The following is a 22,184-nucleotide window of genomic DNA, read 5'->3' as shown; positions in this document are numbered from 1 at the left end:
GTGTTCATCGGTGCAGCGAGTGCCCGCCGACGCGATCACGCTGTGCGGCGGCGATCTCGATGTCCTCGATCGTGCGGTGCGTGCGGGCGGCGGTGGGCGGTGCCGCCGGCTTCCGGGAGACCTTCGCGCGGGCCGGCAGGGCCATGGCCACGAGCAGCCCGAGGGCCATCGCCACGGTACAGACGGCGGCGACGCCGAGGCCCGATTCCGTGCGGAACAACAGCAGCAGCGCGAGGGCGGAGAAGACGACGGTGGCCGAACCGTAGGAGAACTGGGCTGCAGTCGGACGCGGCATGGCGGTATCCGTCCTCGGGGCGTCGGATAGGGAAGTCTCTCGACACGTTCGCACTGTCAATCGACTCTACGACGGTGGATGCCCGGGAGGAACGGGTGGTAAGCGTGACCTAACCCACGGTACCGGTGCACGGGGGGCGCACGGAGTCACGCTGTCGACGGCAACGGTCTTCGACGCGCCGGTCGGCGGACGGACGGCTCCGGATGTGCGTCCGGATACCGGAAAAGGACTCCCGCATAGTGCAGTTGGTGTGTGCAAGTCAAGATCTGTCTTTTCTCTCATAACTCCGATCGAATGTCGTCACTTGTGACGCGTTGAACGCGCGCGGCCCGTATCCACCCCCTGGCCGCGGACGCGAACGCCGGGGAGGACTGCATCAAGTGACCACTCAGAGACGGGCGCTACGCGCCACCGCGGTAGCCGTGGCCCTGGCCGCCACCGCCGCGACGGCGTCCACCTTCGCCACCGCCCAGGCAGACGACAAGGCGCCGGGATCCGGCACCTCCGTCGTCGACCGGCGCGACCCCGCGCCGGTCAAGGCGACCGAGCACGACCTGGAAGGCCCCTTCAGCAAGGAACAGGACGCCCAGCGGCAGGCCGCGCTGGAGCAGGTCCTGTCCGGCGACAAGAAGGTCACCTCCAAGGGAGGTTCCAAGGTCGTCAAACTCGGCAAGAGCAAGTACGTCGAGCTGGGCCGCGAGACGACCGACAAGATCTTCACCATCCTCGTGGAGTTCGGCGACAAGATCGACGACACCACGATGTTCGACCCCGACGGCGAGGGACCGAAGCCGCCCGTCAAGAAGTACGGCGGCACACCCGGCCCGCTCCACAACGAGATAGCCGAGCCCGACCCGGCGAAGGACAACAGCACCGCCTGGCAGGCCGACTACGACCAGCAGCACTTCCAGGACCTGTACTTCGGCCAGGGCAAGGGCAAGGAATCGCTGAAGACGTACTACGAGAAGACGTCCTCCGGGCGCTACTCGGTCGACGGCGAGGTCTCGGACTGGGTCAAGGTCCCCTACAACGAAGCCCGTTACGGTTCCAACTACTGCGGCTCGACCAACTGCGCCAACGTCTGGGACACCGTCCGCGACGGCGTCAACGCCTGGGTCGCCGACCAGAAGGCCAAGGGCCGCACCCTCGACGAGATCAAGGCCGACCTCGCGCAGTACGACGCGTGGGACCGCTACGACTTCGACGGCGACGGCAACTTCAACGAGCCCGACGGCTACATCGACCACTTCCAGCTGGTCCACGCCGGCGAGGACGAGTCCGCCGGCGGCGGCGCCCAGGGCACCGACGCCATCTGGGCGCACCGCTGGTACGCGTACCGCACCAACGCCGGCGCTACCGGCCCCACGGGCAACAAGGCCGGCGGTGCCGAGATCGGCGACACCGGCATCTGGGTCGGCGACTACACCGCGCAGCCCGAGAACGGCGGCCTGGGTGTCTTCGCCCACGAGTACGCCCACGACCTCGGTCTCCCGGACCTGTACGACACCTCCGGCGGCGGCGAGAACTCCGTCGGTTTCTGGTCGCTCATGTCGGCGGGTTCCTGGCTCGGCACCGGCGACGGCGAGATAGGCAACCTCCCCGGCGACATGACCGCCTGGGACAAGCTCCAGCTCGGCTGGCTCGACTACGACGTGGCCAAGGCCGCCACGAAGTCGACCCACAAGCTGGGTGTCGCCGAGTACAACACCAAGGACAAGCAGGCGCTCGTCGTCCAGCTGCCCGAGAAGGCCGTCACCACCACGGTAACCAAGCCCGCCGAGGGCTCGAAGCAGTGGTGGAGCGACATGGGTGACGACCTGTCGAACACCCTGACCCGCTCGGTCGACCTCACCGGCAAGTCGTCCGCCTCGCTGGACCTGTCCGGCTGGTACGACATCGAGGCCGACTACGACTACCTCTACACCGAGGTGTCCGAGAACGGCGGCACCAGCTGGACCGCGCTCGACGGCACGGCCGACGGCAAGGCCATCCCGCGCGACGCCAGTGACAAGCCCGCCCTGACCGACGTCTCGGGCGCGTACAAGAAGCTCTCGTTCCCGCTGGACGCCTACGCGGGCAAGAAGATCGACCTCCGCTTCCGCTACCAGACGGACGGCGGCGCGGGCGGCAAGGGCTTCGCGGCCGACGCCCTCACGGTCACCGCCGACGGCTCCGCGCTCTTCACGGACAACGCCGAGGGCGACGACAACGGCTGGACCGCCAAGGGCTTCTCCCGGATCGGCGAGTCGTTCACCAACGACTACCCGCAGTACTACATCGCCGAGAACCGTCAGTACGTCTCGTACGACAAGACCCTCGAGGTCGGCCCGTACAACTTCGGCTTCTCCACCACGCGCCCCGACTGGGTCGAGCACTACTCGTACCAGAACGGCCTGATGGTGTGGCTCTGGGACACCTCCCAGAAGGACAACAACACCTCGCAGCACGAGGGCCACGGCCTGATCCTGCCGGTGGACTCCCACGCCAAGCCGCTGAAGTGGACGGACGGCAAGCTCCTGCGCAACAAGATCCAGCCGTTCGACGCGCCGTTCAGCTGGTACCCGAACAAGGGCTTCACGCTGCACAACGCGGATGTCCCGCTCAAGATCAAGCCGTCGCTGGGCGTGCCGGTCTTCGACGACCGCAAGGGCACGTACTGGTACGAGGAAAACCCGACAGGAAGTGTCAAGGTCTCTGACACCAACACCCGGATCTCCATCGTCAACGAGCCGCTCAGCGGCTCGACGATCACCGTGAAGGTCGGCCCCTCGGGCAAGTAACAGGAAGAACCGCAGGTCAAAACATGATCGGCCGCAGCCCCCTGGCGGGCGGCGGCCGATCGTGTTTAGGTGCGTCCTACCGGATCCTTATTGACACGAAGTCTTACGGGGGAGCGCTAAGCATGGCAGGCGGAGGTTTCAGCAGGTTGCCCGACGGCACCGTGGTGGTGGCACTGACATTGAACGGTCCGGCCGGCGGATCCGGCCCCGGAGAGCCGGTGCGGGTGCTCGTGCACGCGGCCAACAGGGCGCGCGCCCTGACCAGGCTGCGCAACCTCGGACTGCGCGCCGTCTACCTCAGGGGCAACGCCCAGCCGCCCACCCCTGACGAGGTCACGGCGGTCCTGCACCACCCGGACGGGCTTCTCTGGCGTACGGCGCCCCAGACCGCCCAGGAGCTCTGGCACCCGATACGGGCGCTGCTGGGATCCACCGGATACGCGGGACCGGCCCGCCCGGCCGCCTGAGAGCGCCGGGACCTGCCCGCCCGGCCGCCTGAGAGCGCCGGGACCGGTCAGACGACCGGCTTCCCCGACAGCTCCACACCGGCGGTCCGCAGCTCCTCCAGGGCCCGCTCGGTGGTGCCCTCGGCGACACCGGCGGTCAGGTCCAGCAGTACCTGGGTGGCGAAGCCCTCCCGGGCGGCGTCGAGGGCCGTCGCCCGCACACAGTGGTCCGTGGCGATGCCGACGACGTCGACAGCGGTGACCGACCGGTCCCGCAGCCACTGGGCGAGGCCGGTGCCGTTCTCGTCGACGCCCTCGAAGCCGCTGTACGCCGCGGCGTACGCCCCCTTGTCGAAGACGGTGTCGATCGCGCCGGAGGCCACGGCGGGGGCGAAATTGGGGTGGAAGCCCACGCCCTCCGTGCCGGCGACACAGTGCGGCGGCCACGAGTTCTCGAAGTCGGGCGCCGAGGAGAAGTGGTCACCGGGGTCGATGTGGTGGTCCCGGGTGGCCACGACGTGGCTGTAGCCGGGCTGGGCCTCGCCGATCAGGTCGGTGATGGCGGCGGCGACATCGGCGCCGCCCGCCACCGCGAGGCTGCCGCCCTCGCAGAAGTCGTTCTGAACGTCAACGACGATCAAGGCGCGATGCATGACGGTTGTCCTTCGGTGGGGGTCGGCGGTTATGCGGATATGAACGGTGGGGATGCCACCGAGCCTAGAGACTCGGCGCACCCCGCGGGAGGGGGCACACACGCCGCTCTCGCGCCGGGCCCCGCGTGATCGGCACGGGAGGCCCGGGCCCGGCCCCGTCTCACACGTACTCCGTGGGCAGCACCGGCTCCCCCCGGGACAGCTGCATCGCCGACATCGGCAGTCCGTCGCGCGCCGCGACGTGCCGGTCCCGCGCGGCCTCCAGCGGCTCCCGGGCGACCACCTCGCCGTCCTTGACCAGCTCCACCAGGAGCTGCCGGCCGGCCAGCTCCGCCGGGACGTCACCGGTGCCGATCACCTCGGCCTCGGCCACCCCGTACTCGTCCAGCCTGCGTGCCGCCCACTTGCGGCCGCCCCTCGACGACTTCGCGCCCAGCGACTTCTTCACCACCGGCAGCAGCGGATCGGCCGGATCGGCGGACCGCGCACGCGCCACCAGCTTGTAGACCATGGAGCACGTCGGGTGGCCGCTCCCGGTGACCAGCTGCGTGCCCACGCCGTAGGCGTCGACGGGCGCGGCGGCCAGCGAGGCGATCGCGTACTCGTCCAGGTCGGACGTCACCACGATCTTCGTCTCCGTGGCGCCCAGCTCGTCCAGCTGCTGGCGGACCCGGTGCGCGACGAGCAGCAGGTCGCCCGAGTCGATCCGTACGGCCCCCAGCTCCGGCCCCGCGATCTCCACCGCCGTGCGGACGGCCTCTGCCACGTCGTACGTGTCGACCAGCAGCGAGGTGCCCCGGCCCAGCGAGTCCACCTGCGCCCGGAAGGCGTCCCGCTCGCTGTCGTGCAGGAGCGTGAAGGCGTGCGCGCTCGTCCCGACGGTCGGGATGTTGTAGCGGAAGCCGGCCGCCAGGTCCGAGGTGGTGTGGAAACCGCCGATGTACGCGGCGCGGGCCGACGCCACCGCCGACAGCTCGTGCGTGCGCCGGGCGCCCATCTCGATGAGCCGGCGGCCGCCCGCGGCGGCCGACATCCGGGACGCGGCGGCGGCGATAGCCGAGTCGTGGTTCAGGATCGACAGGATCACGGTCTCCAGCAGCACGCACTCGGCGAAGGAGCCCTCGACCCGCAGGAGCGGCGAGCCGGGGAAGTAGACCTCGCCCTCCGGGTAGCCCCAGATGTCGCCGCTGAACCGGTAGTCGGCCAGCCAGTCGACGGTGGGGGAGTCCACGATGTGCTGGTCACGCAGGAAGGCGAGCATCTCGTCGTCGAAGTGGAAGTTCTCCACCGCGTCCAGCACGCGCCCGGTGCCGGCCACGACGCCGTAGCGCCGCCCCTCCGGCAGCCGGCGGGTGAAGGCCTCGAAGACGGAGCGCCGGTCCGCGGTGCCGGCCTTCAGTGCGGCCTGCACCATCGTGAGCTCGTACTGGTCGGTGAAGAGCGCGGTCGACGGCACACCGACCCGTCGCCCAAGGTCCGCTGAGTTCATGCCGGGGATGCTACTCCCTATTCGTCAAACTGACGAGATGGGGGCGCCGTTTGTGCGCCGGCCCCTCTCTGGTGGCAGCATGGGGTAGGTGAGCGTTGCTTCCCCCGTAGAGATCGAACGTCCCGAATCGGCCGAGGAGACCTTCGCCGTCCCCGAACCCGACGTCCCCTGGGTGACGCTGGTGCACAACGACCCGGTCAACCTCATGAGCTATGTGACGTATGTCTTCCAGGCCTACTTCGGCTACTCCAAGGACAAGGCGCACAAGCTGATGCTCGACGTCCACCAGAAGGGCCGCGCGGTCGTCTCCAGCGGCAGCCGTGAGGAGATGGAGCGGGACGTCCAGGCCATGCACGGCTACGGGCTCTGGGCCACGCTGACCCAGGACCGCAACTGACCCACCGCTGCCCCTCCGTCCGACCCATCATCGGAGATTTCATGGCCGGCCACTTCGAGGCCACCCCAGGCGGCGGCGCGTCCGTCGCGCTCGACGAGGTCGAGGTCGCCATCCTGCGCTCCCTCGCCGTCCAGCTGCTCGAACTCATCGGCCCCGGCGACGAACCCGCCGAGGGCGAGGACCCGCTCGCCGCCCTCTTCGTCGAGGGACCCAGCGAACCGCCCTCCGACCCGGCCCTGGCCCGGCTCTTCCCCGAGGCGTACGGGGACGAGGACAAGGAGCTGCGCGAGGCGTCCTCCGAGTTCCGCCGCTTCACGGAGAACGACCTGCGCACCCGCAAGCGCGACGACGCGCTCGCCGTCGTCCGGTCCCTCGACGCGCTCGCGCCCGTCCCCGACAACGGCGCGGTGCTCGCCCTCACCGCCGGCGAATGCCACCACTGGCTGGGCTCCCTCAACGACCTCCGGCTCACCATCGGCACCCGCCTGGAGGTGTCCGACGAGGACGAGGGCCAGGACGGTTCGCTCTACCGGCTCCCCGACAGCGATCCGCGCAAGCCGATGGTGATGGCATATCTCTGGCTCGGCGCGCTGCAGGAAACGCTCGTCGAAACACTGATGCCCGACTGAGGCCCACGCGGTTCGGCTGGTTCGCCGGGTTCGCTAAACGGATACTCAAATCCGAATAACGATCCCGTCACCTGAACGGCCTTCTTTGCGGCGCCTGGAAACGCTTGTCCGCTTTTTCCTGTGGCGTGCGCCACATAATGTCCGACGGCCCCACCCGGTGCGCGTGATAAATCTTCACGACCGCCCGGGGACGCCACCCCTGTCCCCGGGGGCGCTACGAGCCGGCCGAACGCCGGCGGCACTCCATCCATATCCGGGGGGGATCAGGACCTGATCCGACGCCGACGACGGCGCGGATCGGCGTGGAGAAAGGCGCACCACCATGACATCGGCGCAGGTCGACAACGGACAGGCGGACGGCCCGAAGGCCGTCGACGCCCCGGCGGGCGAGGGCTACCAGCGTGGCCTGGGTGCCCGTCAGATCCAGATGATCGCCATCGGCGGGGCCATCGGCACGGGACTCTTCCTCGGCGCCGGCAAGGCCATCGACCGGGCGGGACCCAGCCTCATCCTGGCTTACGCCATCGCGGGTCTGGTCATCTTCTTCATCATGCGCGCCCTGGGCGAACTCCTGATGTACCGCCCGGTGTCCGGCTCCTTCTCGGAGTACGCACGCGAATTCCTCGGTCCCTTCTTCGGATTCGTGACCGGCTGGACGTACTGGCTCTTCTGGGTCGTCACCGGAATCACCGAAGTGACCGCCGCAGCCACCTATATGACGTACTGGTGGGATATCCCGCAATGGCTGTCCGCACTGGTGTTCACCTTCATTCTGTACGGCGCCAACCTGATCTCGGTGAAGCTCTTCGGCGAGCTCGAGTTCTGGTTCTCGATGGTCAAGGTCACCGCGATCATCGGCATGATCCTCATCTGCGCGGGCGTGCTGACCGTCGGCTTCTCCGACGCCGGTGACACGGCGACGGTCGCCAACCTGTGGAACGACGGCGGCTTCTTCCCCGAAGGCATCAGCGGCACGCTGATGACCCTCCAGATCGTGATGTTCGCGTTCCTCGCCGTCGAACTCGTCGGCGTCACCGCCGGCGAGTCCAAGGACCCGAAGACCGTCCTGCCGAAGGCCATCAACACCGTGCCGTGGCGCATCGCCGTCTTCTACGTCGGCGCGCTGATCATGATCCTCTCCGTGGTCCCGTGGAGCACCTTCGAGCCCGGCGTCTCGCCGTTCGTCGCCGCGTTCGAGGAGATGGGCCTCGGCATCGGCGCGGCGATCGTCAACTTCGTCGTACTCACCGCCGCGCTCTCCTCCTGCAACTCCGGCATGTACTCCACCGGGCGCATGCTGCGGGACCTCGCACTGAACGGGCAGGGCCCCAAGGCGTTCACCAAGCTGACGAAGAACGGGCTCCCGCTCGTCGGCACCACGTTCTCCGCCGCACTGATGCTCGTCGGCGTCTGGATCAACTACCAGTGGCCCGGCGACGCCTTCAACTACGTCGTCTCCTTCGCGACCATCTCCGGCATGTGGGCCTGGATCATGATCCTGATCTGCCAGATCCGCTACCGCGCCAAGGCCGACCGCGGCGAACTGCCCCAGTCCACCTTCAAGGCACCCGGCGCGCCGTTCAGCAGCTGGTTCGCCCTCGCCTTCATCGGCCTCGTCATCGTCATGATGGCCATCGACAAGGACGCCAGGATCTCGCTGTACTGCGCACCGGTGTGGGGCCTCATCCTCGGCGTCTCCTACCTGGTGCTCAAGGCCCGCAACCCCGAGAACACCGCCTTCGCCAAGCGCTGACCCGCGTCACGGCGCCTCCGGGACACCGGCCGCCCCAACGGCCCTGTCCGGCATCCGGGCCCTCGCGTACCACACCTCGGTACGCGAGGGCCCGTCCGCTCGGACCGCCCGGCAACCGGGGGCGGTCTTATCCTGGGCGCCATGCTGACCCTTACCCAGGCGCTCTACGACCAGATCGTCGCGCACTCCCGCGCGGACCACCCCGACGAGGCGTGCGGCGTGGTCGCCGGCCCGGCAGGAACGGGCCGCCCCGAACGCTTCGTCCCCATGCTCAACGCCGCGCGCTCACCCACGTTCTACGAGTTCGACTCGGCTGACCTGCTGAAGCTCTACCGCGAGATGGACGACCGCGACGAGGAGCCGGTGATCATCTACCACTCCCACACCGCGACGGAGGCCTACCCCTCCCGCACCGACCTCACGTACGCCAACGAGCCCGGCGCCCACTACGTACTCGTCTCCACCGCGGACGCCGACGACGCCGGCCCCTTCCAGTTCCGCTCGTACCGCATCGTGGACGGCGAGATCACCGAGGAAGAAGTCGAGGTCGTCGAGGCCTACCCCACGGCAGCCTGACGCCCGGGGGGCGGCTCCGGATGCGCCGACCGCCCCCCGAATGTCCACCTGTCGAACGCTAACCATCCACGATGTGGGATCACACTCTGGTTTCGAGGTGGGGAATCGATACGATGAGCGCATGGTTTCCCATGACGTGAGCGAAAAGGCCCCGGGCACGATGCTCGTCGCGCGGCTGCACGTCGACCTGTGCAGGCTGTCCAGCGCCATGTGTCCGGCTGCCGCCTGCCCGTGAACCGCACGACCTGAGCCGCGGTCCGAGCGCACCACGTACGCCCCACCCCCGAGCGGGGGCACAAACGCGCGCCCCACGCCACCTCCACGCTTTCGACAGGAGCCCACGCCATGGCCATCGAGGTCCGCATCCCGACCATCCTCCGCACCTACACCGACGGCGCCAAGGCGGTCGAAGGCAGCGGGGAGACCCTCGCCGACCTCTTCGCCGACCTGGAGAGCCGCCACAACGGCATCCGTGAGCGCATCGTCGACGGCGACCAGCTCCGCCGCTTCGTGAACGTCTACCTCAACGACGAGGACGTCCGCTTCCTCGACGGCATCTCCACCAAGCTCGCCGACGGCGACAACGTCACCATCCTCCCGGCCGTCGCCGGCGGAATGCGCTGATGCGGTACGACTCCCCCCTGGCGGCCGTGGGCAACACCCCCCTGGTCCGCCTCCCGAGGCTGTCCCCGTCCGACGACGTCCGGATCTGGGCCAAGCTCGAGGACCGCAACCCCACCGGATCGATCAAGGACCGCCCCGCGCTCCACATGGTCGAGCAGGCGGAGAAGGACGGCCGCCTGACACCCGGCTGCACGATCCTCGAACCCACCAGCGGCAACACCGGCATCTCGCTCGCCATGGCGGCCACGCTCAAGGGCTACCGCATCGTGTGCGTCATGCCGGAGAACACCTCACAGGAACGTCGCGACCTGCTCACCATGTGGGGAGCCGAGATCATCTCGTCCCCCGCCGCCGGAGGATCCAACACCGCCGTACGCGTGGCCAAGGAGCTCTCCGCCGAGCACCCCGACTGGGTCATGCTCTACCAGTACGGCAACCCGGACAACGCCGGCGCCCACTACGCCACCACCGGACCGGAGATCCTCACCGACCTCCCCTCCATCACGCACTTCGTGGCAGGTCTCGGCACCACCGGCACCCTCATGGGCGTCGGCCGCTACCTCCGGGAACACAAGCCCGACGTCACCGTCGTCGCCGCAGAACCGCGCTACGACGACCTCGTCTACGGCCTGCGCAACCTCGACGAGGGCTTCGTCCCCGAGCTCTACGACGCCTCCGTACTCACCACCCGCTTCTCCGTCGGCTCCGCCGACGCCGTGACCCGCACCCGCGAGCTCCTCCAGCAGGAGGGCATCTTCGCGGGCGTCTCCACCGGCGCCGCACTCCACGCCGCCATCGGAGTCGGCCGCAAGGCCGTCAAGGCGGGCGAGTCCGCGGACATCGTCTTCGTCGTCGCGGACGGCGGCTGGAAGTACCTGTCGACCGGCGTCTACACCGCCCCCACGACAGAAGCAGCCATCGAAACCCTCCAAGGCCAGCTCTGGGCCTGACAGCTCTTCACACCGCCCGGACGGACCTCAGGGACCGCACGGACGGGCCTTCAGGACCGCCCGTACGGACCCTCGGGACCGTGCAGACGGACCTGCACACCGCCCGAAACCGGCGGCCACGCGCGACAGGAGGCGCGGGACGGACTCACCCCGTCCCGCGCCTCCCGCACACTCAGCCCAGCCCGCGCACCCGCCCCCACACCCCCGGATCCAACTCGCCCGCCTTCCGCCGGAACCCCGACACCGCCACATCCCGCAGCTCATCCGTCTCCAGGAAGCTCTGCCGGCCCCGCGCGTCCCCCACCGAACCCGGCGGCAGCGCGATGACACCCGGCCGCTCCGCATGATGCCTGCTGGTGATCTTGGCGACGACAGCCGTGCCACCCCGCACCGACAACACGAGACACGGCCGGTCCTTCGAACCCGGCCCGTCCTCGAACGGCACATCCGCCCACCAGATCTCCCCGGGCCTGGGACCACCGTGCGGCCGGGCCCTCTGCCGCTCAGGAGTCCGCCCCGGAGGCCGCGTCCGCCCGCCGGGCCGCCGCGGCCCGCGCCCGCCCCGGCCCCGCCCGTCGGAGACCGCCGCCACCAGCGCCAGCAGGACGACGAGAGCCAGTGCCACCCACCACCACGTGTTCATACCCCGACCGTACCGGCGACCGGCGACACCCGGCCTTCCATCGAACCGGTGACAGCACAGGTGAGTTCCCCCACAACGGCAGGCCGTGGAGGAGCGACCAGCGGTTTCGCGCCTTACGCTCGACGGACCGCACGAACCCTCCCCGTTCCCACGCCTCGGAGGTTCACGCTCCATGAAGCTCACCGTCGTCGGCTGCTCCGGCTCGTTCCCGTCCGCGGGTTCGGCATGCTCGAGCTACCTCGTAGAGGCCGACGGCTTCCGGCTGCTCCTCGACATGGGCAACGGCGCCCTGGGCGAGCTGCAGCGCCACGTAGGTCTCTACGACCTCGACGCCATCTTCCTCAGCCACCTCCATGCCGACCACTGCATCGACATGTGCGCGTACTTCGTCGTCCGCTACTACCGCTTCGACGGCGGACGCCCCGCCGCGATCCCCGTGTACGGCCCCGAGGGCACCGAGCAGCGGCTCACCACCGCCCACGCCGACACACCGTCCGACCACGCGATGAGCGAAGTCTTCGACTTCCACACACTGAAGTCCGGATCGTTCGAGATCGGCCCCTTCTCGGTCCGTACGGAGAAGCTCCGCCACCCCGTCGACACCTTCGGCATCCGGGTCGAGCACGACGGGCGCGCCCTCACCTACTCCGGCGACACCGGCACCTGCGAAGCGCTCGCCGAACTCGCCGAGGGCGCCGACCTGTTCCTCTGCGAAGCATCGTTCATCCATGGCAAGGAGGACATCCCGGACCTCCACCTCAACGGCCGCGAAGCAGGCGAGTACGCCGCACGCGCCGGAGCGGGACGCCTCGTCCTCACCCACATCCCGCCGTGGACGGACGCCGAACGCAACCTCTCCGACGCCCGGGAGGTCTACGACGGACCCGTCGAGCTGGCCGTGCCCGGCGCGGTGTACGAGATCTGAGCGGCTCCCGCACATACGGCGAAGTCCCGTCCTCTCCACAGGGAGGACGGGACTTCGCGGTATGCGCGGGGCGGGGCCGGACTACTTGGCCTCGGCCTTCTGGAGCTCGGCGAGCTCCTCGTCGGACTCGCGGCCCGGCGTCGGAAGGTTGAACTTCGTGATCGCGAACCGGAAGACCACGTAGTAGACGACCGCGAAGCACAGGCCGACCAGCACCAGCAGCCAGGGCTTCGACGCGATGCCCAGGTTCAGCAGGAAGTCGACCAGACCGGCCGAGAAGCCGAAGCCGTCCTTCATGCCGAGTGCCCAGGTCAGGGCCATCGAGACACCGGTCAGCACCGCGTGGATCGCGTACAGCACCGGGGCGATGAACATGAACGTGAACTCGATCGGCTCGGTCACACCGGTGACGAACGAGGTCAGCGCGAGCGAGAACATCATGCCGCCGACGACCTTGCGGCGCTCCGGACGGGCGCAGTGGACGATCGCGAGGCAGGCGGCCGGGAGGGCGAACATCATGATCGGGAAGAAGCCGGTCATGAACTGTCCGGCGTCCGGGTCACCCGCGAGGAAGCGGGCTATGTCGCCGTGGGCGCCGTTGTACTCGCCGGCCTGGAACCACGGGAAGGAGTTCAGCAGGTGGTGCATGCCGACCGGGATCAGCGCACGGTTGGCGACACCGAAGATGCCCGCGCCGACGGCACCGGAACCGACCAGCCACTCACCGAAGTTGTGCAGGCCCGTGCCGAGCACCGGCCAGATGATCCCGAAGACGATACCGATGACCAGGCCCGCAAAGGCGGAGAGGATCGGGACCAGGCGGCGGCCGCTGAAGAAGCCCGCCCAGTCGGGCAGCTTCGTCCGGTAGAACTTCTGGTACAGCAGGGCCACGACTATGCCCATCACGACACCGCCGAGCACGCCCGCGTTGACCGGGGCGTCGCTCATGACGATCTTGCCGTCGGCGACACTCGCGACCTGCGGCAGGTTGCTGTCGGTGAAGGTGGCGAGCACCTTCTGGAACACCAGGTAGCCGGTCACCGCGGCGAGAGCGGTCGAGCCGTCCGACTTCTTGGCGAAGCCGATGGCGATACCGACGGCGAACAGCAGGGCCATGTTGTCGAGAATGGCGCCGCCGCCGGCCGCCATGTAGCCGGCCAGCTTCGTGATGACGGTGGGGAACGACTCGCGGCCGAGCATGTCGGCATTGCCGAGCCGGACCAGCAGGGCTGCCGCGGGCAGGACCGCGACCGGCAGCATGAGGCTGCGGCCGATGCGCTGCATGACAGCCATCACGCCGGCGCCCCGCTTCTTCGCGGGGGTGGCCGGAGCGGTGTCCGTACTCATCAACTTCCTCCAGTAGGCAAGGCGCCGCCGGGGACAGGATTTCGGGGGGCGACGACTCGAGGAACGCGGCGGGGGATCGGCCGCGTGGTCTGGACCACTCCAGTGGTGTAGACCAGTTTTAGCACGGTGAGGGTTAGATAAGGAACCTGCAATTCCCTCCCATTTGCCGCGTAGTTCCGCCGCCACCCTCGGTGACACGGCGAAGGCCCTCGGACCGCCAGGTCCGAGGGCCGCGCGAAAGGCCTGGGAGGCCTACTTCGTCAAGTCGTCCTCGATCTTCTTCTCCTCCTCGACGGGCTCACGCCCGGGGGTCTGGAGGTTGAACTTCGTGATCGCGAACCGGAAGATCACATAGTAGATCACCGCGAAGCACAGCCCGATCGGGATGATCAGCCATGGTTTCGTATCCAGATGCCAGTTGACGACGTAGTCGATCAGCCCGGCCGAGAAGCTGAACCCCGCATGCACCCCAAGCGCCCAGGTGACCCCCATCGACACCCCGGTGAGGATCGCGTGCACCCCGTACAGCAGTGGAGCGACGAAGAGGAACGAGAACTCCAGCGGCTCCGTCACACCCGTCACGAACGACGTCAGCGCCACGGACAGCATCAGTCCGGACACCTCCTTGCGCCGCTCGGGACGTGCGGTGTGGGCGATGGCCAGCGCGGCGGCCGGCAGGCCGAACATCATGATCGGGAAGAACCCCGAGGTGAACTGCCCCGCCGACGGGTCCCCGGCGAAGAAGCGGGAGATGTCACCCTGGACGGTGCCGCCGTCGTCGCCGGTGAACTCGCCCGCCTGGAACCAGAAGAACGTGTTCAGGAACTGGTGCATGCCGATCGGGATCAGCAGCCGGTTCGCGAAACCGAAGATCGCCGCACCCCAGGCGCCCAGATCGATCAGCTGCTTGGCGAACCAGGTCAGCGCGTCACCGACCGGCTGCCACAGCAGGCCGAACAGCACCCCCAGGATCACGCAGAGGAACGCCATCAGGATCGGCACCAGACGTCGTCCGTTGAAGAAGCCCAGCCAGTCGACCAGCTTGGTGCGGTGGTAGCGCTGCCAGACCACGGCGGTCAGCAGACCGATGAGGATGCCGCCCAGGACCCCGGGGTTCTGCGGCACCCCGTCCGGCGTCGCCTCGGTCACCGTGTCGTCCACCGGGAACGCCGCCAGCACGCCCCGGTAGACGAGGAAGCCGACGACGGCGGCGAGCGCCGTCGAGCCGTCCGCCTTCTTCGCGAAACCGATCGCGACGCCGATGCAGAAGAGGAGGGGGAGTCCCACCTCGCCGTCCAGGATCGCGGTGCCGCCGTTGAGGAGAACCTTCGCGAACTTGTCCCAGAAGGCGCCGTGCAGCGAGGAGTCGAAGAGATTGCCGAGGCTCACCAGGAGGCCCGCCGCGGGCAGTACGGCCACCGGCAGCTGCAGGCTGCGGCCGACCTTCTGCAGTCCCTGGACCGGCCCGTTCCACCACTTGCGCTGCGGTTGCGTAGCCGCGTTCGAGCTCATCGGCATCCTCCCGGAACACGCCAGGTTTGGCGGTCGTTGCAAACTGGTGTAGACCAGTTGCGATACGGTGCGGAGCCCTGCCGGAAGGCATGGCGCCGGTGATCGTCATCATTGGGGACTGCGCGGATACCCGCCCGTGAAGTTGGGCCAACCGTGCGTTACCGTGACGAAACGGACCCACGGTGGGCCGCCCCACGCACGCACAGACCAGGGAGAAGGACATGGCCAGCAAGGCTGAGAAGATCGTCGCCGGCCTCGGCGGTATCGAGAACATCGACGAGATCGAAGGCTGCATCACCCGCCTCCGCACCGAGGTCCACGACCCCAGCAAGGTCGACGAAGCCGCGCTCAAGGCCGCCGGAGCCCACGGCGTCGTCAAGATGGGCACCGCGATCCAGGTCGTCATCGGCACCGACGCCGACCCCATCGCCGCCGACATCGAAGACATGATGTGACCGGCTGACCCCGCCGGCCCACCGAAGTCCCACGCGCAGGCCCCGCTCCGTCCCCGACCGGCCAGGAGCGGGGCCTGCCGTGCACCCGAACGGACCCCGCCCCGTCAGCCGATAGGCTCGGAGCCATGTCTCGTATCGACGGCCGCACCCCCGAACAGCTCCGCCCCGTCACCATCGAACGCGGATGGAGCAAGCACGCCGAAGGCTCCGTACTCATCTCCTTCGGCGACACCAAGGTCTTCTGCACCGCCTCCGTCACCGAAGGCGTCCCCCGCTGGCGCAAGGGCAGCGGCGAAGGCTGGGTCACCGCCGAGTACTCCATGCTGCCCCGCTCCACCAACACCCGCGGCGACCGCGAATCCGTACGCGGCAAGATCGGCGGCCGCACCCACGAGATCAGCCGCCTCATCGGCCGCTCCCTGCGCGCCGTGATCGACTACAAGGCACTCGGCGAGAACACCATCGTCCTCGACTGCGACGTCCTCCAGGCCGACGGCGGCACCCGCACCGCCGCCATCACGGGCGCCTACGTCGCCCTCGCCGACGCCATCGCCTGGGCCCAGGGCAAGAAGATCATCAAGCACGGACGCAAGCCCCTCACCGGCACCGTCGCCGCGATCAGCGTCGGCATCGTCGACGGCGTCCCCCTCCTCGACCTCTGCTACGAGGAGGACGTCCGCGCCGACACCGACATGAACGTCGTCTGCACCGGCGACGGCCGCTTCGTCGAGGTCCAGGGCACCGCCGAGGCCGAACCCTTCGACCGCGACGAGCTCAACGCCCTCCTCGACCTCGCCACCGCCGGCTGCACCGACCTCGCCAAGCTCCAGGAAGAGGCACTCGCCCGCACGCTCGGCGAGTAAAGACGAGCGAAGACGAACGAGTAAAGACGAGTCCCGGCGAGTCCCGGCGGGTAAAGAAGCAACCAAATACGCAGCGCACAGCGTCGTAGCGAGTACGGGCGCACGGGTCGAACCGTGCGTCCGTCCATGTATCCACCCCCGGGGAGGGACCGCACCATGGCCTCGCGCCACCACCGCACCGCACTCGCAGTCACGGCCACCCTGCTGACACTCACAGCCGCCGTCGGCTGCAGCGCCGTCGACAAGGCCCTGGACTGCGTCCGCACCGCCGACGCCATCGCCACCAGCGTCGGCAACCTCCAGCAGGCCATATCCGACGCGTCCAACGACCCGACGCAGGCCTCGGAAGCCCTGGACCAGATCGACAAGGAACTCAAGGACCTCGGCGACACCACGGACAACGCCGACCTGAACAAGGCCGTCGACGACCTCCAGGCAGGCGTCACCAACGTCCGCGAGTCCATCGAGAAGGGTGACGCCACCCCCGACATCACCCCCGTCACGGACGCCGCCACCGAGATCGGCAACGTCTGCACCCCGTGACCGGAGGGCGATAATCGACGCATGACGCGCCTGATCCTCGCCACCCGCAACGCCGGGAAAATCACCGAACTCCACGCGATCCTCGCCGACGCGGGCCTGCCCCACGACCTCGTCGGCGCGGACGCGTACCCCGACGTCCCCGACGTCAAGGAAACCGGCGTCACCTTCGCCGAGAACGCCCTCCTCAAAGCCCACGCCCTGGCCCAGGCCACCGGCCACCCGGCAATCGCCGACGACAGCGGCCTCTGCGTCGACGTGCTCGGCGGAGCCCCCGGCATCTTCTCCGCCCGCTGGTCCGGCGCCCACGGCAACGACGCGGCCAACCTGGACCTGCTCCTCGCCCAGCTGGGCGACATCTCCGACCCCCACCGAGGCGCCTACTTCGCCTGCGCCGCGGCCCTGGTGCTCCCCGACGGCACGGGACGCGTGGTCGAGGGCCGCCTCACGGGCACCCTGCGCACCGCCCCGGCCGGCGCGTACGGCTTCGGCTACGACCCGATCCTCCAGCCGGACGGCGAGACGAGGACCTGCGCGGAGCTCACCCCCGTCGAGAAGAACGCGATCAGCCACCGGGGGAAGGCGTTCCGGGCGCTGGTGCCGGTGGTGCGGGAGCTGGTGGGCTGACGGGAGATGGGGTCGATACCTTCGCAACGAAGGTATCGACCCCATCTGACCTGTGGGCCCGGTGGGATTTGAACCCACGACACACCGGTTCTAAGCCGGCGCCCTCTAGCCTGCTGGGGTACGGGCCCGCGTGTCGCTAACTCTACTGGGTAGGACTTCGCCGCTTGGAGAAGGTTTCGGTCTGGCTGTGACATGAGGGGCATAGGTAGCGGAGATTTTCGCGGCGATTGTCCAGGTGGTCACCGCTGACGTGATCGATCTCCAGCACGAGCCGCTTGCCTTGCCAGGTATCACCGATGCCGCAGGCGGAACATACGTGCGGACGAAGTCCAGGAGCCGGAGTACGAGGTCGGCACGGGCATGCTGTGCGTGTTCGGGCGGCAGTTGAAGCTGTTCCGTGAGCGGGCGGGCCTGGACCGTGCGGGGCTCGGGTCGCTGACTGGGTACTCGGCCTCGACGATCGCGTCGTTCGAGCAGGCAAGACGTATCCCGCGGTTACTGGAAGCTGAGCTGGTGCGGGTGAGCGGGATCGGTGGGGCAGGTGTGTACGCGCATCAGGCCGCGGCCGAGGTGGACGTCTGTCGGGTTGGTCGCGTACGCGGGGTGGTGCGGGTCATGAGGGCCTGCTCCGTCAGCCGCTGGGCCCTGACCGGTGCTGCCATCCGGCCTTCCCTGCTGGTCGAAAGCGTCGTCACTTCCCACCAGCACAACGAGCAACCCGGTGAACCCACGCGGTCACCACATCAGGCCGTCTTCCAGAATTCGCTGACCTGCCTGGTCGGCCGTCCCATGGACGGGCCGCGGCCTGGCCGCGCTCGGACTCTCGCCTGGTGACGGGCCTCTCTCAGGCAGAGAGGGCCGGGGCTTGTCGGGCCAGGTCCTCAGAACACGCTTGAACGGCTGTCCGGAGACGGCCGACCGAGGCAGCCGCACCTGCGGCGAGATGCAGCTCCACCGTCGCAGGGGTCTTCGCGAGGTGTCCCGTGCGCACGGCGCAGCTGACGGACGACTGCGGAGCGGTGGCGTTACGTGGAGCAGGCACCTCCACCTTGAGTTCTGCTCCTCGTGTCGTCACACCCTCGGTCTCGATCAGTGCTTCCATCTTTGCCGCAAGAGGCACCGCACTCTCCTCCAGAGAACCGCCAGGCAAGGGGACAGTACGGTCCAGGGCGACCGGAGCTATGCCACGTAGGGGCGTGACGGTCAGCCGAAGGTGTCGGGCGCTGAACACCTGCCGGTGGTGCAGCACGTAGACAGCGACAAGCGCCGTGCGTATGACGTCGGCCAGCGGCTCCCCGTTCGGCGACGAGACGGTCCAAGCCCACTGCCGGGCGGCGATCCTGTGCGGGGCACGTCCTTCAGCCAACGCGGTGAGGCCTTCACGGACCGTGCCACCGAGCTGCCACTGTCCTCCGTGATCGATCGAGAAGAGTCGCCCTTCTTCGTCGACGGCGAGGATTGCGTCGGCGTCCGTGCGTCCGAGCGGAAACAGCCGGGATCCCGTGCTCTCGGTAAGACGCGACAGCGGATGTCCGGCATGCCGGACCACCACGGGGTCGATCACCCATCCCGTGGGCGCGACCTCGTGCCCAGGCCCGACCGGGCGCGAGCGCAGTCCGTGAAATGCGCGCAGTGCCAGCTCGGCAGCCGGGAACAGCACCCACGGCGATGTGCCGGGCGCCGGCTCTACGAGCGCGACAGCCCTGAAGACAGCTGACAAGGCCTCCGATTCGACATCGCGGCCTTGGTACCACCCGGCGGATGCCAGTACGTCCTTGCCGCGTGTCATGAGCTGATGACGTCGATGCCGAGCCGCTCGAGCAGCGCCGAGCAGGAACGGCATACCTGAGCCGGGGAGCCGTGGTCGGGGTCGCCCTGGCTGCGAATCTTCTTCGCGACGAGGGCAGCCCCGGTGAAGTGGGATGCGGCCTCGTCGAGGGTTGTCGTCCCCCCGTCGGGGTGCTGACGGTCCAGCCCCCACAACTGGTCCGAGACCAAGGCGGACTCGGCGCAGTGCCCGACGAAGTACTCGCGGTTCTCCGTGGGGAGGGCGTCGAAGAAGTCCCGCACCGCAGGGTGAAGGTCAGGCAGGCCATCACCACCGAGATTGGTCTGACTGAAGATCTGGCCGTCGACGAGTAGTGAAGCCGCCACTCCGGGGACGAGGTCAGACAAAGTAGTCCTCCGCATCTTCCATCTCGCTACTCATGAGGCTCATCAGTGCCTCGTATTTTTCGCGCCCCAGATAGTATGCTCCTGTGTGATGCGAAAAAAAGAATCGCCCGTTCGTGTCAATGAGCAGGGTGGAACCATCGTAGGTGTCGTACCCGACCGGGAAAAGCTGTACACCGAGGTCTGTGGCGAGTTCGGAGATTTCCTCGGCATCCCCTTTGAATACGAGATGCGGCGTAAAGACGGCAAAATTTTCTGGTGCGGTGTCGATGACCGCCCGAAGGAATGCATGCTCCCGAATGAAGGCGAGGGCGGGGGCGGAAGGTTCGATCTCCACGCCGTAGGAACGATACCGCTCGACGACGGCCGAAACTGCTTCGGATGCCTCGTCTCCGACGTTGCGCCCCGGATGCCATCCGGCCTCTGACAGCCACGCATCCACTTCTTCTGCTGTGGAAAGAATTGACATATTTCCCTTGCCTATGTGTGTGCTGTGACGCCGACCAGCGGAAGAATTCTTGAACACGACCGGCAGGGCTCTTTGTAGTCCCCGTGCTTCTTGAGCCCGGTGGGAGAGTCCTGCTCCCCGATCTGCAGGGAGTATACGAGTGCGCCGCTCATAGCCCTGCGAATGTCGTCGGGTGTACTGATCTTTATGTTGTCTCTTTTCTCTATTCCGTGCAGGCGGTCGGATATGAGTGCCACCTCGGCGCATTTGCCGTGCCCTGCGCCCGGGTTCTCGTTATCTGCTCGGATGTCTCTTTCCACCTGATCGACGACATTTTTGAGCGCCGGGTGGGTGTCGAGGAGCACTTGACCGTGCCGCTTGGTGGAGCTCGAGTGGCTCGTCAGAGTGCCCTCGTGCAGCAAACCTCCTGCACACGATTTCACCAGGCGATCCTTGCCGGTCGGGTGATGGCCAGGTGCCTGTTTCTGGGCATCGTCCGCGAGTCCGCGCGTTTCCCGACGGAGGGCATCTCGCTGCTGTTCCAGGCTCAGGTGGCTCACGTCCAACGCGTCACGTCGATGGTGCTTCATTTTACCGGCGCTCTTCCCGTGCCAGCCCGGCTGAGGACTTATCGGCTTCCCGTTGGGGTCTCCGCCGCCATTCCTGCCCCCTCCCCCTCCGCCTCCACCGCCCCCGCCGGAGCCGCTTTTGTCCTCGCCTACCCGGGCATGAATCTTCTGGACTCCGTCGCGGACGTCGTGGTCGGTGTCCTTGTGCGTCTTGGAACTCCTGGTGATGCCGTCGGGAACCGTCTTGCCGACGTGGTCGCCGAGGTCACCCAGTGCCTTGCCGAGCTTCTCCACCACCCCCTCGATCGTGGTGTCCAGCACGGCGGTCAGGGAGTCCTTGCCCTTGGCCCGGCCGTGGTGCCCCTTGGCCTTGCCGAGCTTGCCGCCCGTCTTCTCACGCATCGTGATCTGCACACCGGCCAGGTGCATCCCGGCCTTGCTGTGCGCGTCGTGGTCGATCACCGGGCCACCGCCCGGGCCCGGTCCACCGGACCCGCCCACCGAGTTGATCTGCAGCGCGTCCTTGCCCGCCTGTGCCGTCCGGCCTGTGTCGTAGCCGTCCTGCACACCCGCGACGTTCAGCGCCGTCTGCACTGCCAGATCCGCCACGATGTTCTCGATCGCGGCGACCGCCGGCTCGGTGAGCGTCGTGACGATCTCCGATACGGCGGCTTCAGCCATCTCCTTGAGGATCCGCTTGAAGGCGATACGGGTCGCCGCGATCTTCGCGCCGGCGAGCAGCGTCGACAGCCCGGCGGTCAGCGGTGCGAAGGCCAGGGTGATTCCCACCGTCGCGCACAGGTCAGCCAGTTCGGCCACGGCGGCTATCTTCCGGGCCACGATGATGTCCGCGACCCGGTCCAGCGCACCCGCGACGAGCCGCGCGGCCTTCGCCAGATCCTTGTGCTTGCCCTGCACCTTCGACCAGTGTTTGTCGAGCGCGGTCAGCGACTCGCTCTGCCCGGTCGCCAGCAGTTTCTGGATGTGCTGGTAGGCGGCGTACGCGTCGTCGTCCGCGTCGTCCCCGAACTCCCGCAGTGCGTCCGCCATGTCGCGGTACGCGTCCTCGTCGACGTTCGGCCAGCCCACACCGACTACATCGAGCATCGTGTCGACGCCCTCAGGCATCGTGTAGCCCACGATGCCTCAACCCCCGTTATTCAGCTGATAAGCACGTTGTAGCAAGATCAATCAGCATGCCATGCGACGAGTTCGTAAGCCCAGGCAATTCCCGGACACCCGAAGCGGCCCGCACGGGCGGTGCGCGAGGGTAGAGGGGACGGGGGGGGGTGGGGGGACCCGATGTAGGGTGCTATGGGCGGGCCGTACGGGTGACGTTCAGTACGAGGGGGACGACGAGTGCAGACGCCGCGAACCCGTCCGGCCTGTATCGGCCGACGCCCTGAGTGTCGTTCCCGTCCGGTCACCGCGGAATCGGGTTCGTCCTCGCTATCGGCCGGGACAACCGGCCGCCGCACCGGCCGTCTGTAC

The 22,184-nt window shown here is 68.1% G+C and carries 25 protein-coding genes, 1 tRNA gene and 1 pseudogene; 15 read left to right on the top strand and 12 right to left on the bottom strand.

Features of this window, described 5'->3' with window-relative positions; genetic code table 11:
* Positions 1 to 4: 4 nt before the first annotated feature.
* Positions 5 to 295 (bottom strand): hypothetical protein, encoded by a 291-nt coding sequence (locus tag HED23_RS30440; protein WP_203186542.1) that lies wholly within the window; start codon positions 293 to 295, stop codon positions 5 to 7.
* A 380-nt stretch (positions 296 to 675) separates the two neighbouring features.
* On the opposite strand from HED23_RS30440, the gene HED23_RS30435 reads away from it, so the two are divergent.
* Positions 676 to 3,075, top strand: coding sequence for an immune inhibitor A domain-containing protein (locus HED23_RS30435; protein WP_203186541.1), 2,400 nt, complete (start codon positions 676 to 678; stop codon positions 3,073 to 3,075).
* Positions 3,076 to 3,197: 122 nt separating this feature from the next.
* Positions 3,198 to 3,542 (top strand): hypothetical protein, encoded by a 345-nt coding sequence (locus HED23_RS30430; RefSeq protein ID WP_203186540.1) that lies wholly within the window; start codon positions 3,198 to 3,200, stop codon positions 3,540 to 3,542.
* Between the two features lie 47 nt (positions 3,543 to 3,589).
* On the opposite strand, the gene HED23_RS30425 is transcribed toward HED23_RS30430, so the two are convergent.
* Positions 3,590 to 4,174: an isochorismatase family protein gene (locus HED23_RS30425; protein WP_203186539.1), complete on the bottom strand. Its 585-nt coding sequence runs from the start codon at positions 4,172 to 4,174 to the stop codon at positions 3,590 to 3,592.
* Positions 4,175 to 4,334: 160 nt separating this feature from the next.
* Positions 4,335 to 5,663: a nicotinate phosphoribosyltransferase gene (locus tag HED23_RS30420; RefSeq protein WP_203186538.1), complete on the bottom strand. Its 1,329-nt coding sequence runs from the start codon at positions 5,661 to 5,663 to the stop codon at positions 4,335 to 4,337.
* Between the two features lie 88 nt (positions 5,664 to 5,751).
* Here HED23_RS30420 and clpS point away from each other — a divergent pair, with 88 nt between their 5' ends.
* The 7 genes from clpS (at position 5,752) to HED23_RS30390 (ending at position 10,592) form a co-directional block, all read left to right on the top strand.
* Positions 5,752 to 6,060: an ATP-dependent Clp protease adapter ClpS gene (gene clpS / locus HED23_RS30415; RefSeq protein WP_109879765.1), complete on the top strand. Its 309-nt coding sequence runs from the start codon at positions 5,752 to 5,754 to the stop codon at positions 6,058 to 6,060.
* 41 nt (positions 6,061 to 6,101) lie between these two features.
* Complete coding sequence (locus tag HED23_RS30410; protein ID WP_203186537.1) at positions 6,102 to 6,689, top strand: DUF2017 domain-containing protein; 588 nt, start codon at positions 6,102 to 6,104, stop codon at positions 6,687 to 6,689.
* A gap of 322 nt (positions 6,690 to 7,011) precedes the next feature.
* Positions 7,012 to 8,442: an amino acid permease gene (locus tag HED23_RS30405; RefSeq protein ID WP_203186536.1), complete on the top strand. Its 1,431-nt coding sequence runs from the start codon at positions 7,012 to 7,014 to the stop codon at positions 8,440 to 8,442.
* A gap of 141 nt (positions 8,443 to 8,583) precedes the next feature.
* Positions 8,584 to 9,018, top strand: coding sequence for a Mov34/MPN/PAD-1 family protein (locus HED23_RS30400; RefSeq protein ID WP_203186535.1), 435 nt, complete (start codon positions 8,584 to 8,586; stop codon positions 9,016 to 9,018).
* A gap of 121 nt (positions 9,019 to 9,139) precedes the next feature.
* Positions 9,140 to 9,253, top strand: a complete 114-nt coding sequence (locus HED23_RS35930) for a putative leader peptide (protein ID WP_338019616.1) — start codon at positions 9,140 to 9,142, stop codon at positions 9,251 to 9,253.
* A 110-nt stretch (positions 9,254 to 9,363) separates the two neighbouring features.
* The gene (locus HED23_RS30395; RefSeq protein ID WP_203186534.1) at positions 9,364 to 9,642 is read left to right on the top strand and encodes a MoaD/ThiS family protein; all 279 of its coding nucleotides are present in this window, start codon (positions 9,364 to 9,366) and stop codon (positions 9,640 to 9,642) included.
* A complete protein-coding gene (locus HED23_RS30390; protein ID WP_203186533.1) occupies positions 9,642 to 10,592 on the top strand; it encodes a PLP-dependent cysteine synthase family protein in 951 nt (316 codons plus the stop codon). The genes HED23_RS30395 and HED23_RS30390 overlap by 1 nt, the downstream gene beginning before the upstream one ends.
* A gap of 172 nt (positions 10,593 to 10,764) precedes the next feature.
* Here HED23_RS30390 and HED23_RS30385 read toward each other — a convergent pair whose 3' ends face one another.
* Positions 10,765 to 11,235, bottom strand: coding sequence for a type II toxin-antitoxin system PemK/MazF family toxin (locus tag HED23_RS30385; RefSeq protein ID WP_203186532.1), 471 nt, complete (start codon positions 11,233 to 11,235; stop codon positions 10,765 to 10,767).
* Between the two features lie 172 nt (positions 11,236 to 11,407).
* On the opposite strand from HED23_RS30385, the gene HED23_RS30380 reads away from it, so the two are divergent.
* Positions 11,408 to 12,160, top strand: a complete 753-nt coding sequence (locus HED23_RS30380; RefSeq protein WP_203186531.1) for an MBL fold metallo-hydrolase — start codon at positions 11,408 to 11,410, stop codon at positions 12,158 to 12,160.
* A gap of 81 nt (positions 12,161 to 12,241) precedes the next feature.
* On the opposite strand, the gene HED23_RS30375 is transcribed toward HED23_RS30380, so the two are convergent.
* The gene (locus HED23_RS30375) at positions 12,242 to 13,507 is read right to left on the bottom strand and encodes a PTS transporter subunit EIIC (protein WP_203186530.1); all 1,266 of its coding nucleotides are present in this window, start codon (positions 13,505 to 13,507) and stop codon (positions 12,242 to 12,244) included.
* Positions 13,508 to 13,759: 252 nt separating this feature from the next.
* Positions 13,760 to 15,019 carry a PTS transporter subunit EIIC gene (locus HED23_RS30370; RefSeq protein ID WP_203186529.1) on the bottom strand — a complete coding sequence of 420 codons (1,260 nt, stop codon included), beginning with the start codon at positions 15,017 to 15,019 and terminating at the stop codon, positions 13,760 to 13,762.
* A 182-nt stretch (positions 15,020 to 15,201) separates the two neighbouring features.
* Here HED23_RS30370 and HED23_RS30365 point away from each other — a divergent pair, with 182 nt between their 5' ends.
* From HED23_RS30365 to rdgB, 4 genes are all read left to right on the top strand, one after another.
* Entirely contained in the window at positions 15,202 to 15,474 is a 273-nt protein-coding gene (locus tag HED23_RS30365; RefSeq protein ID WP_078597797.1) for a glucose PTS transporter subunit EIIB, read from the top strand.
* Between the two features lie 125 nt (positions 15,475 to 15,599).
* A complete protein-coding gene (gene rph, locus HED23_RS30360; RefSeq protein ID WP_203186528.1) occupies positions 15,600 to 16,337 on the top strand; it encodes a ribonuclease PH in 738 nt (245 codons plus the stop codon).
* 156 nt (positions 16,338 to 16,493) lie between these two features.
* Positions 16,494 to 16,880, top strand: coding sequence for a hypothetical protein (locus HED23_RS30355; protein ID WP_203186527.1), 387 nt, complete (start codon positions 16,494 to 16,496; stop codon positions 16,878 to 16,880).
* A gap of 21 nt (positions 16,881 to 16,901) precedes the next feature.
* Entirely contained in the window at positions 16,902 to 17,504 is a 603-nt protein-coding gene (gene rdgB, locus HED23_RS30350) for an RdgB/HAM1 family non-canonical purine NTP pyrophosphatase (protein ID WP_203186526.1), read from the top strand.
* 53 nt (positions 17,505 to 17,557) lie between these two features.
* Here the strand turns inward: rdgB and HED23_RS30345 are convergent.
* Positions 17,558 to 17,632, bottom strand: a tRNA-Leu gene (locus HED23_RS30345).
* Between the two features lie 14 nt (positions 17,633 to 17,646).
* Positions 17,647 to 17,772 carry an HNH endonuclease gene (locus HED23_RS30340; RefSeq protein WP_398088642.1) on the bottom strand — a complete coding sequence of 42 codons (126 nt, stop codon included), beginning with the start codon at positions 17,770 to 17,772 and terminating at the stop codon, positions 17,647 to 17,649.
* A 92-nt stretch (positions 17,773 to 17,864) separates the two neighbouring features.
* Here HED23_RS30340 and HED23_RS30335 point away from each other — a divergent pair.
* Positions 17,865 to 17,999, top strand: a pseudogene (locus tag HED23_RS30335) (helix-turn-helix domain-containing protein); the annotation flags it as partial.
* A 349-nt stretch (positions 18,000 to 18,348) separates the two neighbouring features.
* Here HED23_RS30335 and HED23_RS30330 read toward each other — a convergent pair.
* From HED23_RS30330 to HED23_RS30315, 4 genes are read right to left on the bottom strand one after another with little or no spacing between them, the layout of a single operon-like run.
* Positions 18,349 to 19,293 carry an SUKH-3 domain-containing protein gene (locus HED23_RS30330; protein ID WP_203186525.1) on the bottom strand — a complete coding sequence of 315 codons (945 nt, stop codon included), beginning with the start codon at positions 19,291 to 19,293 and terminating at the stop codon, positions 18,349 to 18,351.
* Positions 19,290 to 19,679 carry a YwqJ-related putative deaminase gene (locus HED23_RS30325; RefSeq protein ID WP_203186524.1) on the bottom strand — a complete coding sequence of 130 codons (390 nt, stop codon included), beginning with the start codon at positions 19,677 to 19,679 and terminating at the stop codon, positions 19,290 to 19,292. The genes HED23_RS30330 and HED23_RS30325 overlap by 4 nt, the downstream gene beginning before the upstream one ends.
* Positions 19,672 to 20,145: an SUKH-3 domain-containing protein gene (locus tag HED23_RS30320; RefSeq protein WP_203186523.1), complete on the bottom strand. Its 474-nt coding sequence runs from the start codon at positions 20,143 to 20,145 to the stop codon at positions 19,672 to 19,674. Before HED23_RS30320 ends, HED23_RS30325 begins: the two co-directional genes overlap by 8 nt.
* An 11-nt stretch (positions 20,146 to 20,156) precedes the next feature.
* The gene (locus HED23_RS30315) at positions 20,157 to 21,833 is read right to left on the bottom strand and encodes a YwqJ-related putative deaminase (RefSeq protein ID WP_203186522.1); all 1,677 of its coding nucleotides are present in this window, start codon (positions 21,831 to 21,833) and stop codon (positions 20,157 to 20,159) included.
* Between the last annotated feature and the right edge of the window lie 351 nt (positions 21,834 to 22,184).

Origin of the sequence: Streptomyces pratensis (assembly GCF_016804005.1) — a bacterium.
Lineage (GTDB): Bacteria > Actinomycetota > Actinomycetes > Streptomycetales > Streptomycetaceae > Streptomyces > Streptomyces pratensis_A.
The sequence above is the reverse complement of the archived record's forward strand: the minus strand, read 5'-3'. Positions and strand labels throughout refer to the sequence as shown.